A 13,484-nucleotide genomic window follows, 5' to 3' on the forward strand; every position below is an offset into this window, starting at 1 on the left:
ATAGACCGCATAGCAGAACCCGATAACGAGCGCCGGCTACCCTAACGCTTCATGTCGCGCAGTTCGCGCAGCGCTTGCGACGCCGCCGTCAACGTGCCGCGCAGCCACACATGCGATGCCGAGCGATGCCGCGACGGATGCCACAGCTGATAGAACCGCATGAGCGGGAACTCGATCGGCGGTTCGAGCACGGCAACCGGCAGCGATTGCGCGTGATAGTTGGCGAAGTGGCGGCCCGTGGTCAGGATCAGGTCCGTGCCTGGAATGAGGCTAGGCGCGAGATTGAAGTACGGACAGCTCACGCGATTGTCCCGATGCACGCGCATCGTGCTGAGTCCGGTATCCACGACGCCACGTTGATCGCGCGAATATGGCGTTGGCACGATATGCGCCGCGTCCAGATAAGTCTGCGCGGTGAACTCGCCGGGTCGCGCATGCACGCTGTCCTCGGCCACGACGCACACCACCTCGTCCTCAAGCAGCACGGACAAATGCAGATGCTCCGGTGGATTCGGCCAATTGCCGATGACGATATCCGGCGAGCCTTCCGACAACGCCTGCTCGTAGTTGAAGGTCGCGGACAGCGGCATCGCGACGAGACGCGCCCTCGGCGCCGTGCGGCGGAACTCGCGCACCACATGCGCGAAGAACGGCGGCGCCAGACAGTCGGGCATGCCGACCGTGAAGGTCTGCTCGGTGGTGGCGGGATCGAACCGGTCGTCCGCTACCAGCAGGTTATCCAGCGCGCCGAGCGCGGCTTGCGCGTTCTCGGCGAGTTGCAGCGCCCGCTCGGTCGGGACCATCACGTTCTTCTCGCGCGTTAGAAGCGGGTCGTTGAAGATCGTACGCAGCCGTTTGAGCGCGCTGCTGATGGCCGGCTGCGACTGATTCATGCGAATGGCCGTGCGAGACACGCTGCGCTCGGCGATCAACGTGCAAAGCACGCGCAACAGGTAGGTATCGAATGGATCGTCTGCGCGATTCATGTTTTGAGGTCCGTGGCCCGTGAACGGCGCAGCTCCAGGGCAGCGCTTGCCTGTTTGACGTTGTAACGTGTAGAAGCATCGAGGGCAACGTGCCGAATTAATTCGATGCGTTCGGCCGATTCCTGCACGAAGGCGGTGCAACAACGCCTGAACGCGCGCTCCAAGGGTAATCCATAACGGCGAACGCACCTCTGTCGAACCCCGCAAACCCTTGCGCCGCAAGGCTTTGCGGCGCATATCGAAGTTGCTATCGGGCTTATTCAAACGCCCGCCGTTCCCAAGCTTTTTTTGATTTTCAATACTGGCTCCATCGAACGCACCGCCGCGGCGGCTTACTTCATCGCGCTTGGAGGACTCATCATGTCGATCATCAAAGAAGTCATGCCGGCGTACGCCGATGGGCCGAACGGCGCAACGGTCAGCGCAACGGCTGACGTCATCGCGAATGCGGAGGCCAGCGCTTATCGCAAAGTCTCGTGGCGCCTGCTGCCGTTTCTGGGCGTGCTGTGGGTGCTGGCATGGCTCGACCGCGTGAATATCGGCTTCGCCAAACTGCAAATGCTGGACTCGCTGCATTTCTCCGAGGCGGTGTACGGGCTCGGCGCCGGTATCTTTTTTCTCGGCTACTTCTTCTTCGAAGTGCCCTCGAACATGCTTTTGCAGAAGATCGGCGCGAAGAAGACCATCATGCGCATCACAATCTGCTGGGGCGTCATCTGCATGCTGCAGACGACCGTCTCCACGCCGACACAGTTCTATCTCCTGCGCTTTCTGCTCGGCGCCTTCGAGGCGGGCTTCTATCCGGGCGTGATCCTCTATCTCACCTACTGGTATCCCACGCAGCGCCGTGCGCGCGCCTTCGGCACGTTCATGTCGGCATCCGCGATTGCGGGCGTGCTCGGCGGTCCCATCGCCGGCTGGATCATGACTTCGATGGGCGGCTTTCACGGCATGCACGGCTGGCAGTGGCTCTTCATCATCGAAGGCATTCCTTCCGTGCTGGCCGGCTTCTTCGCGTACTTCTACATGACCGACAAGCCCGATGAAGCGCGCTGGCTCACGGCAGATGAAAAGCGCGTCGTGCTCGATGCCCTGCAGCGCGACAACGCTTCGATGGGCGAGCGCGGACACGACTGGCGCTCGCTCGTGACCAACCGCAAGGTGTGGCTGCTCATCGCGATCTTCTTCTGCCTGCTGTGCGCCAACTCCACGCTGACGTTCTGGATTCCGACCATCATCAAGGACGTGGGCTTTATCTCGCCGATTGCCGTGGGCTGGATTGCGGCGGTGGCCTATCTGTGCGGCGCGGCGGGCATGATCTTCAACGGCGCGCGCTCCGACCGGCGCAACGAGGTGCGCTGGCACTTCAGCGGCCCGGCGATAGCAGGCGGCGTGTCGATGGCCGCGCTCGCGCTGTTCATGGGCGTGCCGGGACTGCCCGCCATCGTCTCGCTCATTGCGATGACTCTGGCGCTTGCCGGCACCATGAGCGCCATTCCCGTGTTCTGGCAGTTGCCGAACCGCTATCTGGCGGGCAGCGCGGCCGCTGTCGGCGTGGCGCTGATCAACTCGGTCTCGAATCTCGCGGGCTTCGGCGCGCCGTATGTAATGGGGCTCATCAAAAACGCCACCGGCAAGGTCACGACCGGGCTGTATCTCGTGGCCTTCATCGAAATTCTCGCTGCGGTGCTGGTCATCGCGGGTATCCGCAAGCTTGGCGGCACACAACAAGAGGCATGACATGAGCGACGACACCACCCTTCCCGCCTTCGATGCCCGCCGCCGGCGCTTCGCGCTGCAGTCCATGGCGCTCGGCAGCAGCGTGCTCTTCGCCGGAACCGCGCACGCCGCTGGCATGGAGGCCGCGCCCGCGCCGAATCAGAACACCGGCCCCGTGCAGCAGGACGGCCTGAGTCCGCGCCTGACCATGCATGGACTGGATACCTGGCACGGCACGCCGGCCGCGGGCATGCGCGTGGACCTGTTCAGCATTGAAAATGGCCAGCCGAAACTCATGCAGACGATCACGCTCGCCGCAAGCGGCCGCAGCGAACCGCCGCTTTTGATCGACGAAACCTACCGCGTCGGCACTTACGAACTGCTGCTGCACGTCGACGACTACTTCGCCGAGCGCAAGACCGAGCTGACGACGCCGCTGTTCCTCTCGAAGGTTCCGCTGCGCTTTCGCATCACCGATGCCTCGCAGCGCATCCATCTGCCCGTGCTCTTCGGGCCGTGGAGCTACAACTATTATCGCGGCAGCTAATTCCGTAATTTCGAACAGGAGCATCACGATGGCCGCAGGCATCACCACACACGTCCTCGATGTATCCACCGGCAAGCCCGCTGCCGGCATGCAGATCGAGCTATTCGATACGACCACGCAGCCGCCGACGCTCATCGCGCGGACGCGGACGAATCGCGATGGCCGCACCGACGCGCCGATTTTGCCCGCCGCTCAGGCGCGCGCCGGGAGCTTCGAGTTGCGCTTCTGGGTCGCCGACTACTTTCGCACGCCGGATGTCTTCGCCGATGTCGTTCCCGTGCGCTTCACCGTCTCGGACGCGACACAGCATTACCATGTGCCGCTGCTCTGTTCGCCATGGAGCTTCGGGACTTATCGCGGGAGCTGAACATGGATCGGGGCAAGCACATCCACCTATAATGTCGTTCAGTTCGACCCACCGACGACGCCCCACCTTGAACCAAACTCTGCGAGCATCGTCCCGCGTTGCGCTTCAGCCGATGCCGCTTGAAGCGCTCGTAATTCCAGCGGAAATAGATGGCCGCGACGGCACGAACCGCGAGCTTCGCAAGCACGCGCAAATCGAGGCGGACAGCGACCTCGACGCCATCCGCGCTTGGCTGTCGCGCTTCCACGCAACGAAGACCACCTTCGAGAACTATCGCAAGGAAGCCGAACGCCTTCTGCTCTGGTCTATCGTGACGCTCGGCAAGCCGCTGTCGTCGCTCTCGCACGAGGATTGTCTGCGCTATCAGCACTTTCTCGCCGACCCGCAACCGGCGGCGACATGGGTCGCGGGCGGCGGGCGCAAGCATGCGCGCAGCGACGCGCGCTGGCGGCCGTTTTACGGACCGCTATCGCCCGCGAGTCAGCGTCAGGCGGTCGTCATTTTGAACGCGCTGTTTTCGTGGCTGGTACAAGCCGGCTATCTCGCGGGCAATCCGCTCGCGCTGTCTCGTCAACGCGCAAAGCATGCCGCGCCGCGCATCACGCGTTATCTGGAACCGGCACTTTGGCAGGAAGTGAAGGACACCATCGCGGCCATGCCGCGCGAAACTGACCGCGCTCGCGCCCATGCGTCGCGCGCGCGTTGGCTCTTCACGCTGCTCTACCTTGGGGGCTTGCGTATAGCGGAAGTTGGCGGCAATCACATGGGGCAGTTCTTCGTGCGACGCGATGCGGACGGCACGATGCGCTGGTGGCTCACCGTCCTCGGCAAAGGCGGCAAGGAGCGCCTCGTGCCCGCCACTCGCGAGATGATGACGGAGCTCTCGCGCTATCGTCAGCATCTGGGCTTGAGCGCAATGCCCTCGCCCAGCGAAGACACGCCGCTCGTGCTGCCCGTCGGCGCAACGGCCGCGAACGACGGCACGAAGACTTGCGCGCCGCTCACGCGCGCCGCGCTGCATTCCATCGTGAAGGATATTTTTGCGAGCGCAGCGGCCCGGCTCCGCGAACGCGACGGCGCATCCGCGAACGCGGACTTGCTGGAGAAGGCGTCGGCGCACTGGCTGCGTCACAGCGCCGGTTCGCATATGGCGGATCAGAAAGTCGATCTGCGGCTCGTGCGCGACAACCTCGGGCACGCATCGCTTGCCACGACGAGTCTTTATCTGCATATGGACGACGACCGGCGGCACCGCGAGACGGACGAGAAGCATCGCATCGACTGGTAGCGAACGCGTCCGTCTCGCGCGTCATAAGTCGAAGTTCGTCGGCATCAGGATAACGTCGCGAATGGTCACGCCGCGCGGTCGTGTCAGCATGAAGAGAATGGCGTTTGCGACTTCGCTCGCGTCGAGCAAACTGCCCGACTCCTTCGCTTCCTTGAGCTTCTCCACCGGCCAATCGGCCAGCAATGCGCTGATCACCGGCCCTGGCGAAACGGAGCCGACGCGAATGCCATGCTTGAACACCTGACGCCGCACGGTCTGCACGAAGCAGTTGATGGCCCATTTCGACGACGCATAAACCGGCTCCCACGGTGTCGGAAAATGAGCCGCGAGCGAACTCGTCACGACAATGTCGCCGGTGTTCCTGCCGATCATATGCGGCAGCACGTCGTGCACGTTCTTCATCACGACGTTGACATTGAGATTGAGCATGCGGTCGATGGCGCTCGTGTCGGCATCGACGAGATCGCCGCCCACGTAAGTGCCCGCGTTCGCATGCAGGATGTCGATTTGCCCCGCCATCTCGATGACACGCGGCGCGAGCGTCGCGCAGGCCTTGGGGTCGAGAAGGTCGATGACGAGCGCGAGCGCCGCATCGCCGCGTTCGGCGCAGAGCTTCGTCAGTGCCGCTTCGTCGCGGTCCACCAGCACGACGCGCGCCCCTGCCGCCAGCATTGCATCGGTGCTGGCAAGCCCAATGCCCGAGGCCGCGCCCGTCACCACGGCTACTTTGCCTTCCAGTTCTCTTGCCATATTCGTCGTCCTTGCGTTGACCGTCGTCGCGCGCCGATGAAACGCCGCGCATCAACGAACGATGATTGTGTAGGCCGGGAACACTGTCAAGACTAAAGTCGTTAGCGCCGCACTCAAGCCGCTTCGGCGGGCCACTCGAATGGCTGCAACAAGAGCGTCTTCAAGGCATCGGGCGTGAGCGGACGGCTGTATCGATACCCTTGAATCTCCGAACACGCGTTTTCCTGCAGGAACTTCAGCTGTTGCTCGCTCTCCACGCCTTCGGCGATCACGTTCAGATCGAGCTGGCGTCCGAGCGAAATCACGGCCATGACGATGGCGCGATCGTCGTCGCCGCCCGGCAACTCGCGCACGAACGACTGATCGATCTTCAGACGCGCTATCGGAAAATGCTTCAGCGCCGAGAGACTCGAATACCCGGTGCCAAAGTCGTCGATGGAAAGCTTCACGCCCATTTCCTGCAACCGGCACATGGTTGCGATGGCGCCATCGAGATCCTGCATGATGACGCTCTCGGTAATCTCGAGTTCGAGATACTGCGGATCGAGCCCGCTTTCATCGAGCGCATGCCGCACGCGTTCCACGAGTTCCTTTTGCAGAAACTGCCGCGCCGATACGTTCACCGCCACCGTCACCGGCGGCAGACCTTCGTCCTGCCACGCCTGATTTTGTCGGCAGGCCGCGTGTAGCACCCAGTCGCCAATCGGCAGAATCAAACCCGTTTCTTCCGCAATCGGGATGAAGGTCGCGGGCGAGATCAGGCCTTCGGTCGGATGCTCCCAGCGCAGCAGCGTCTCCACACCGAATACGCGATGCGTCTCCAGATCCACCTGCGGCTGATACACGAGCCGGAACTCGTCGTTGGCAAGCGCGTGGCGCAACTGCTCCTGATAGCGCAGGCGTTCATGCACCTTCTGATTCATGTCCGCCGTGTAGGCCTGATAATTGTTGCGGCCCATTTCCTTCGCGTGATACATCGCGGCGTCGGCGTTCATGAGGAGCGTGTCGGCGTCGCGGCCATCGTTCGGATAGCTCGCAAGCCCCATGCTGCAGCTCACCTGATAATGCTGTCCCTGCAATTCCGCAGGCTGCAAAATGGTCTGACGCAAGCGCTCGACCATGGCCGTGACGCCCGCGCCGCTCTGATCGTCTTCGAGCAACACGATCACGAATTCGTCGCCGCCCAGACGAACGACCGTGTCCGTGCTGCGCACCGATTGCACCATGCGCGAAGCGACCGTGCGCAGGAGATCGTCACCCGCGCGGTGGCCAAGGCTATCGTTGATGAGCTTGAAGTTATCGAGGTCGATGAAAATCACCGTCACGCCGCGCCCATAACGCTCCGCCTGCAACAGCACCTGCTTGAGACGGTCGCTTAGAAGCGTGCGGTTGGGCAAACCGGTGAGCGCGTCGTGGTTCGCCATATGGCGAATGCGCTCCTCGGCCTCGCTGCGCTGAATCGCGATACCCGCAATGCGCGTCGACAGCGCAACCGCCTGCGATTCCGGCTCGCTCGGATAGTGCTTCTCCTGCATATACAGCGTGATGACGCCGAGCGCGGAACCGTCGTGCGAGAGCACGGGAAAGGCCCAGCACGACATGACGTCGGCGAGGCCGCAGCGCGCGAGTTCGCGGCTCAGGGCCTCGTCGCGCGCCACGTCGATCACGCATACCGTCTGACGCGTATGAATGGCCTTGCCGCTCAACAACGCATCTTCGTCGATACGCGACTGGCCGACCACTTCGCGGTATCGCTCCGACATGCTCGGCGCCGCGCCGACGCGCAGCCAGTTGCTCGTGCCGTCGCGCAGCAGCACCGCGCAGCGCGACCCGGGAATCTGCGTTTCGAGCACGCTCACCACGCGCACGAGCACTTCTTCGAGCGGCACGCTCTTCGCGATCATTTCGAGGATTCGGCTCTGCTCCTGCCTGCGCGCTTCCGACCGCTTGCGCGCGCTCAGATCGCGCACGATGGCAACGACGCCGTCTTCCACCGGCACCACTTGCCGATGCAGCCACAGCGTCTCGCCATCCGCACGCCGATACTGCCATTCGTGCTCGCGCACCTGCAGCGTCTCGGCCACCTCGACGAACTCGTCGAAGACGCCGCCGTCGCGCGCGTCGACGAACGCTTCGTCGAGCGTGCTGCCGATCAACCGTTCGCGCGCCACGCCGAGAATCTCGACGCCGCGCCGGTTGGTGCCGGTCAGAATGAACTTCTCGATCTCGCCTGCCGGACCGCGCTCGTCGCGAAACACGAGGAACGCGTCGATGCTCGATTCGGATGCCGCGTAGTAAGTCTGTTGCGCGCGCCGTTCGCGTCGGCGGCTGACAGCGAGTTGCCAGCTCGAACGACTGAGAATGAACGCGATCACGATGACGCCGAGACTCAGCACGCTCGTCCAGATGAAGTCGGCGCGCCGGCGGCTGCGAAAATCGGCGAGTTGTTCGTCCTGGTCGAGACCGACGAGCGCAATCAGCGCGTAGCCGTTCAGTTCGCGCACGCTGGTATAGCGGTGTGCGTCGTTGTCCCACTCATGTACGACCGCGTTGCTGACCGGCGTATCGCGCACCGCGCGCAATGCCGCGTCGGGATAGCGTTGGCCCCACGAGACCGTATCGCCGATCTGCTGCGCACGCACGACGCCGTCCGCGCCCAACACCGCGAGCAGACCATGCTTGCCCATGCGCGCCGTGTCGTAGTTGCTCGTCAGATAACCGGGGTCGAGCGAGAGCATGACCGCGCCGCCGAAGTGTCCCGATGCATCGCGAAGACGGCGACTGAAGATGATCTCCGGCATGTCCGCGTGTTCAAAAGGCGCGACGAGACTCATGTACGGCGCGCGCGCGTCGTCCTGGCGCTGACGTTGCGCGATGAACCACGGCTCGTCGGCCACGCTGAGCGGCATGCCCGAGCGGTTCGACGCGGCGAGCTGACCGTTTGCATCGGCGATAGCGACGCGAAACACGATCGCGGACGGCAGAAGCCCCTGATCGTTGAGGCGCTTGAAGCTTGCGGCGCCGTTCGTCTCGTACGCGAACTGCACGGTCTTGAGCGTCTGGTCGATGGTCGCGAGATTGCGCACCAGTTGCGCTTCGTAGGTATCGGCGAGTTCACGGCCGAGCTCGCTCGCGGCGATTTCGGCGGCCATGCGTTGCGTGTGGACGAGTTGCAGCACGATCACCCAGATGATCGCCAGCAGAAAGACCGCGAATACCGGAATCATCACGTGCGCTTCGAGCGCGCGGCGCATGGCCCGGCGCAGCGAAGGCGGCAAGCGCGCTTCCTGGCTGTCGCCTTGCACGTGCGAAGGCCCGCGCGCCGCGTCCGGTTCGATCAGCCGCTTGATCGCGCGCATCTTGTCGATGTTGAAGATCATGAACGGGCGCGCTTCACGGACGCAGGCTGAGGACGACCTTCACGCTCGCGTCCACATCCTTGCGGTCGATGTAGGCGATGGCGGATGGACGCGCTTGCAGATAACGCTTGACCGCGGCTGCGTCGGCCATCTCGCGCGGCGGTTGCGCGCGGCCAGTGAAGATGAGCTTCGACCAATACGCGCGCAATTGCGACGCCGACTTGCCCGTGCAATCGCGATAGAAATCGGCGCGCAAGGGCGAGTCGTCAGGCAAGTCGAGCGGCACGGCTTCGTCGCCCGAGGGGAATGCGCCCACGCGACCGAGGAAGATATCCGCGATCTGACTTTCGTTGAGCGACGTGAGCGGACTTTTTGCCGATACGACGACCACGACATCCGCCATCGCCGATGACGTGCACATACAAAGGGCCGCGAAGAGCGACGCTGTTCCGATGAGTTTGAGGAGTGGCATGTCGGGCTCCTCAGAAGACGAAGTCGAGCGCGGCGCTGAAGACATTGCTTCCGCTTCCCAACTGATAGCCCGGCTGCTGATTGAGGAACGTGCCCGTCGAATTGGACGGCACCCAGACATGATCGAACTGCACCTTGAGGTCGATATTCTTGACGACATCCCAGCGCGCACCGATGGAAACATCGCGCTGGCCGTTGTTGTAGTTGGGAATGGCGGTGGGCCGGTTGAGCCCGTGCGACTGCGCGTAGGTCGCGAAGAACGTGGCCTTCGCGTAGCGCACGCCGCCCGTCACGTAGCCGCTGATATAGCCAGGCGTCACCTGCTCGACCGTCACGCGTGCAAGTTCGGCCTGCACGAACCACGCGCCTGGATCGTAGGCGGCGGCGATGCTGTAGACGTTCACGGGTTGGTCAGCGAGGAATGGGAGCTTGACCGACGCGTGCTGATAACCGACGTGACCCGTGAAGTTGCCGATCTCCACGGTATCGTCGAAGGCGAGAATGTTTTTGCCCTCGGTGCGGAATGCGCCGGGATTCACGTGAAAGACCGAGTAGCCGTAGACGAAGCGCACCGTGTTGGAGATGCCGCGCGCCGCGATGCGATAAGCAACGTCGGCGCCGTCGCTATTGGTGAGCGGTTGCGTGTTGTACATCTCGACCGGCAAACGCACCCACGGAAACGCGTAACCGACGTTGCGATATTCCGAGTTCAGAAAGGTGGGCAACTCGATACGGCCCACGCGCACGCTGAAGTCGGGCGTGAACGCGTACTTGACGTTCGCCCATTCGAGGCGCGGCTTGAAGGTGTTGTCGTATTCGTGCTGCGAGATCACCTGCACGACGGCCGAGAGCTTGTCCGTGAGGCGTGCGCTCAGTTGCAGGCCGATCTTCGAATCGTTCTCGAAGTCGTACTTGCGTGATGCACCCGCGCCGTTCGGTTCGAGCGGACTGCTCACATAGTCGGCGGTATCGAGAGACGAATGCGTCATGCCGAGCGTGCCGAAGCCGCTGAGCGTGAACATTTTGGGAGCATCGTCGGCGCGCGCGGTCATCGAGGCGAAAACGCCTCCGAGAAGAACCGCGACGCGTGCGATGCGAGCCAGCCGGTGTTCGAAAAAGATCATGTGACGAGCGACGAAGGCTTCTGATGGATGGACTCAGTTAAGCCTCCTTTAACGGCACGGATGGGTGCGGCTTTATCGTTTTCGAGCGTCGATTTCGCTTGAGAATGGGGGATTTTCAGGGATTCGGCGGATGTCGAATTTTCGTTCAGCATCTCCCGCAGGCCAGTCGGTAAGGCTTGCTGGAGAAGCGGTTCAACGGTTTGCTTACACCACTGCGTTCGCTTGGCATGAGTGCATCCGCACGATGCTAACCTTGCCCCATGCAACTCATCCGCGAAGGGAATGACGATGAACCGCACCGACTACGAACAAGCCCTCGCCCAACTGATTGGCGCCGCCGAACTCGTCGTCTCTGGAATGCCTGAAGACCAGAAGATGAGCGCGTTCCAGTCGCTCGCGTTCTTTCGTTTGCGGCAGCATCGACTGATAGAAACGACTACACCGCTGATCTCGAACGACGAGCTTTTCAAAGACTCCGCGATGGCCGCGCTGACGATGGCAGGCCGCAAGGAATTTCTCGCGGCCACCGCGCTTCTGGAGCAGGCGCGCTCGTTGATGTCGAATTAGGGCAACGCAGACGCATCGGGCCTGCCGAGCGCGCAACTTCGTACCCGGCCTGACGGCGCTAAAAAAACAAAAAGCGCCGTGCGCGAGGAGAAGCGCACGGCGCGGAAATCGCTCGTCCCGGGGGTGGAAGAGCGTGGCAACAGAATGAATTCTAGCTACGTCCAGGAAATTCGAAGTCCCGATAAACGGACGAATTTCCCCGTAATTCCCGGAATCGGCACGGCAGTGGCATTTTTTGCCTGGTCAGGGACACGGGCCTTCACTCTCCTTTCCCGGCATCGGGCGGTTGGCTGCGGGCTGATCGCGGAAATGATCCGGGAACGCCTTGCCGATCAGCGCGTCGTAGTCGGCGGGGTCCGAGGAAACAATGGCATGGAGCATCTTGATGAACGCGTTGCCATCGGCGAGATTTTCGACGATGACACGTGCCGTACGTAGTGAAATGGCTTCCTCAAGTGGCTTTTCGTTGCCGTCTTCCAGCAGAAAGCGGAAGCGGTGGATCTCGGCGGCGGAGCCATGCGGCTCCTCGTGCGAAACAATCGTGGCTTTCATAATCGATGACAGGTAGATCCAGGCATCGAGCATTCAGCAAAAACCGCTCCTTACAAGGCTGGGCGGGCGCGACGAGGCGACCGTCGCCTGTTTGTCGACTCTTCAATGGCAATACAAATCGTTCTGTGCGTTGAACATTTCGAACGCGAGGCGAGTGGCCTGATCCTGCCGCACGGTGGTGAACCAGCGCTCGCGCCGCCACCCGTTCACCGTCCGTTCGATGAACGCCGCGCTCGCGATATCGCCGCCACGCGATGCGATGAACGCCGGCGCGGGCGCAACCGCGCCCGGCAGCGTCCGGTAGTACGACCAGTCGGCTTGCTTGAGGAGCGCGCGCACGACGAGTTCATCGTCCACGAGCGCGGCGCACTCTCCCGCCTGAAACGCGAGCAATGCGTCAAGCGGCCTGTCGAAGCCCTGCAATGCCGCCCGATACCGATGCGCGGCGCGCGCCGCAAACGGACTCTCGCGCGACGCGCAGATCGACCGGCCCTCGAGATCGCGCCAGTCCTGAATGTTGCCGTGCCGAAGAACGAGCGCAACGCCTCGCCCGGAAGCGTAGTTGCCGGGCGCAAAGGCGACGGACGCATCCGGCGAAAACGCCAGCCCGGCGATGGCGACATCCGCGCGACCGTCTTGCACGGCGTGGCGCGCATCGGCTTGTTCGGCTAACACGAGTTCGACGGGCAGTCCGGCGCGGCGCCCGAGTGCCTCGGCGAGCGCGGCGGAGTATGCCTCGGGTGCGCGCACGGAACGGTCGACGTGGCCGACGGTCAGGATAGGCGCGGGTTGGGACGGCACGGCGACGATCAGCTTGCCGCGTGCATAGGCGGCGGCGAACGGCCGGTCATCGGCGAGTGAATTGCGCCAGCTTGCGCTCAAGAGCGACAACAGGAACGCGGCGAATAACGCGACTGCCGCAAGCGGCATCCACAGCCGCCAGCCGCCTTCATGCGACGCCGCTTGTCCGGCTCTAGCCATTCTGTGCGAGGCCCACACGCCAGCGCAGCAAACGCCGTTCGAGCAGTGAGAGGCTCTTGTTGATCAGAAGGCCGAACAGCGCGAGCAGCACGATGCCCGCATACATGTCGGGAATCTGGAACGTCTCCTGAGAGTTGAGCGTGTAGAAACCGAGACCCGAGCGCGCGCCGATCATCTCTGCCGCGACGAGCGCCGTGATGCTGTAGGCGCCCGCGAGCCGGATACCGGTCAGTATCTCGGGCAACGCGGCGGGCAATACGACCTTGGTGAAGATGAAGCCTTGCCCCGCACCCATGGAACGCGCGCAATCGATGAACACGCGTTCGACTTGCTTCACACCAGAGATGGTGTTGAGCAGCACGGGCCAGAACGCCGCCCATACGATGATCGCGATCTTCGACGATTCACCGATCCCGAGAAAGAGCATGAACACCGGAAAGAGCGCGAACGCGGACACTTGCCGCAGCAGTTGATAAAGCGGATCGACAATGCGCTCTGCGCGCCGGAACCACCCGAGCGCGAATCCACACACCACGCCGCCGACAACGGCCAGCAAGAGCCCGCTAAGCGAGCGCAGCGCGCTTGCGCTGAGGTGCTTCCACACTTCGCCGCTATCGACGAGATGCGCGATGGCAACCGCCACTTGCGAAGGCGGACTCAGATACGCCGTGCTCACGACACCGAGCCGCGGCAACAACTCCCACAGCAGCACGAAGACGATAAGCGCGATGGATCGTTCGAAGGCCATGGAAAGCCGAATGCTCCGCCGCGGC

General features: G+C 62.9%; 13 protein-coding genes. 5 read left to right on the forward strand and 8 right to left on the reverse strand.

The annotated features are described in order from the left end of the window. Positions 1-41: 41 nt before the first annotated feature. A complete protein-coding gene (locus ACYQ47_RS12115) occupies positions 42-986 on the reverse strand; it encodes a LysR family transcriptional regulator (protein ID WP_459905513.1) in 945 nt (314 codons plus the stop codon). 360 nt (positions 987-1,346) lie between these two features. On the opposite strand from ACYQ47_RS12115, the gene ACYQ47_RS12120 reads away from it, so the two are divergent. The 4 genes from ACYQ47_RS12120 (at position 1,347) to ACYQ47_RS12135 (ending at position 4,907) form a co-directional block, all read left to right on the forward strand. Then, positions 1,347-2,726, forward strand: a complete 1,380-nt coding sequence (locus ACYQ47_RS12120; RefSeq protein ID WP_250528198.1) for an MFS transporter — start codon at positions 1,347-1,349, stop codon at positions 2,724-2,726. A 1-nt stretch (position 2,727) separates the two neighbouring features. After that, the gene (locus ACYQ47_RS12125; protein ID WP_250528197.1) at positions 2,728-3,252 is read left to right on the forward strand and encodes a hydroxyisourate hydrolase; all 525 of its coding nucleotides are present in this window, start codon (positions 2,728-2,730) and stop codon (positions 3,250-3,252) included. A 28-nt stretch (positions 3,253-3,280) separates the two neighbouring features. Beyond that, positions 3,281-3,619, forward strand: coding sequence for a hydroxyisourate hydrolase (gene uraH, locus ACYQ47_RS12130; RefSeq protein ID WP_244831569.1), 339 nt, complete (start codon positions 3,281-3,283; stop codon positions 3,617-3,619). A gap of 112 nt (positions 3,620-3,731) precedes the next feature. Beyond that, a complete protein-coding gene (locus ACYQ47_RS12135) occupies positions 3,732-4,907 on the forward strand; it encodes a tyrosine-type recombinase/integrase (RefSeq protein ID WP_309965428.1) in 1,176 nt (391 codons plus the stop codon). Between the two features lie 21 nt (positions 4,908-4,928). On the opposite strand, the gene ACYQ47_RS12140 is transcribed toward ACYQ47_RS12135, so the two are convergent. The 4 genes from ACYQ47_RS12140 to ACYQ47_RS12155 form a co-directional block, all read right to left on the reverse strand. Continuing rightward, positions 4,929-5,657 (reverse strand): SDR family oxidoreductase, encoded by a 729-nt coding sequence (locus ACYQ47_RS12140; RefSeq protein ID WP_459905514.1) that lies wholly within the window; start codon positions 5,655-5,657, stop codon positions 4,929-4,931. 113 nt (positions 5,658-5,770) lie between these two features. Then, positions 5,771-9,037, reverse strand: coding sequence for a bifunctional diguanylate cyclase/phosphodiesterase (locus ACYQ47_RS12145; RefSeq protein WP_250469592.1), 3,267 nt, complete (start codon positions 9,035-9,037; stop codon positions 5,771-5,773). Between the two features lie 13 nt (positions 9,038-9,050). Next, positions 9,051-9,488 carry a type 2 periplasmic-binding domain-containing protein gene (locus ACYQ47_RS12150; protein WP_244831575.1) on the reverse strand — a complete coding sequence of 146 codons (438 nt, stop codon included), beginning with the start codon at positions 9,486-9,488 and terminating at the stop codon, positions 9,051-9,053. 10 nt (positions 9,489-9,498) lie between these two features. Beyond that, positions 9,499-10,509: a hypothetical protein gene (locus ACYQ47_RS12155; RefSeq protein WP_244831576.1), complete on the reverse strand. Its 1,011-nt coding sequence runs from the start codon at positions 10,507-10,509 to the stop codon at positions 9,499-9,501. A 390-nt stretch (positions 10,510-10,899) separates the two neighbouring features. Here ACYQ47_RS12155 and ACYQ47_RS12160 point away from each other — a divergent pair, with 390 nt between their 5' ends. Next, positions 10,900-11,178 carry a hypothetical protein gene (locus tag ACYQ47_RS12160; protein ID WP_459905515.1) on the forward strand — a complete coding sequence of 93 codons (279 nt, stop codon included), beginning with the start codon at positions 10,900-10,902 and terminating at the stop codon, positions 11,176-11,178. Between the two features lie 243 nt (positions 11,179-11,421). Here the strand turns inward: ACYQ47_RS12160 and ACYQ47_RS12165 are convergent, their stop codons facing one another. From ACYQ47_RS12165 to ACYQ47_RS12175, 3 genes are all read right to left on the reverse strand, one after another. After that, a complete protein-coding gene (locus ACYQ47_RS12165) occupies positions 11,422-11,763 on the reverse strand; it encodes a hypothetical protein (RefSeq protein WP_244831589.1) in 342 nt (113 codons plus the stop codon). 69 nt (positions 11,764-11,832) lie between these two features. After that, positions 11,833-12,711 (reverse strand): type 2 periplasmic-binding domain-containing protein, encoded by an 879-nt coding sequence (locus tag ACYQ47_RS12170; protein ID WP_459905516.1) that lies wholly within the window; start codon positions 12,709-12,711, stop codon positions 11,833-11,835. Next, positions 12,704-13,459, reverse strand: coding sequence for an ABC transporter permease (locus ACYQ47_RS12175; protein ID WP_459905517.1), 756 nt, complete (start codon positions 13,457-13,459; stop codon positions 12,704-12,706). Before ACYQ47_RS12175 ends, ACYQ47_RS12170 begins: the two co-directional genes overlap by 8 nt. Positions 13,460-13,484 lie beyond the last annotated feature (25 nt).

It is taken from the genome of Caballeronia sp. HLA56, from assembly GCF_054655155.1.

What these genes read in the sequence shown, in the direction of transcription:
- ACYQ47_RS12165 (WP_244831589.1), bottom strand. Translation starts at nt 11,763, where the DNA reads ATGCTCGATGCCTGGATCTACCTGTCATCGATTATGAAAGCCACGATT.
- ACYQ47_RS12140 (WP_459905514.1), bottom strand. Translation starts at nt 5,657, where the DNA reads ATGGCAAGAGAACTGGAAGGCAAAGTAGCCGTGGTGACGGGCGCGGCC.
- ACYQ47_RS12125 (WP_250528197.1), top strand. Translation starts at nt 2,728, where the DNA reads ATGAGCGACGACACCACCCTTCCCGCCTTCGATGCCCGCCGCCGGCGC.
- ACYQ47_RS12135 (WP_309965428.1), top strand. Translation starts at nt 3,732, where the DNA reads ATGCCGCTTGAAGCGCTCGTAATTCCAGCGGAAATAGATGGCCGCGAC.
- ACYQ47_RS12155 (WP_244831576.1), bottom strand. Translation starts at nt 10,509, where the DNA reads ATGTTCACGCTCAGCGGCTTCGGCACGCTCGGCATGACGCATTCGTCT.
- ACYQ47_RS12120 (WP_250528198.1), top strand. Translation starts at nt 1,347, where the DNA reads ATGTCGATCATCAAAGAAGTCATGCCGGCGTACGCCGATGGGCCGAAC.
- ACYQ47_RS12115 (WP_459905513.1), bottom strand. Translation starts at nt 986, where the DNA reads ATGAATCGCGCAGACGATCCATTCGATACCTACCTGTTGCGCGTGCTT.
- uraH (WP_244831569.1), top strand. Translation starts at nt 3,281, where the DNA reads ATGGCCGCAGGCATCACCACACACGTCCTCGATGTATCCACCGGCAAG.
- ACYQ47_RS12175 (WP_459905517.1), bottom strand. Translation starts at nt 13,459, where the DNA reads ATGGCCTTCGAACGATCCATCGCGCTTATCGTCTTCGTGCTGCTGTGG.
- ACYQ47_RS12170 (WP_459905516.1), bottom strand. Translation starts at nt 12,711, where the DNA reads ATGGCTAGAGCCGGACAAGCGGCGTCGCATGAAGGCGGCTGGCGGCTG.
- ACYQ47_RS12145 (WP_250469592.1), bottom strand. Translation starts at nt 9,037, where the DNA reads ATGATCTTCAACATCGACAAGATGCGCGCGATCAAGCGGCTGATCGAA.
- ACYQ47_RS12160 (WP_459905515.1), top strand. Translation starts at nt 10,900, where the DNA reads ATGAACCGCACCGACTACGAACAAGCCCTCGCCCAACTGATTGGCGCC.
- ACYQ47_RS12150 (WP_244831575.1), bottom strand. Translation starts at nt 9,488, where the DNA reads ATGCCACTCCTCAAACTCATCGGAACAGCGTCGCTCTTCGCGGCCCTT.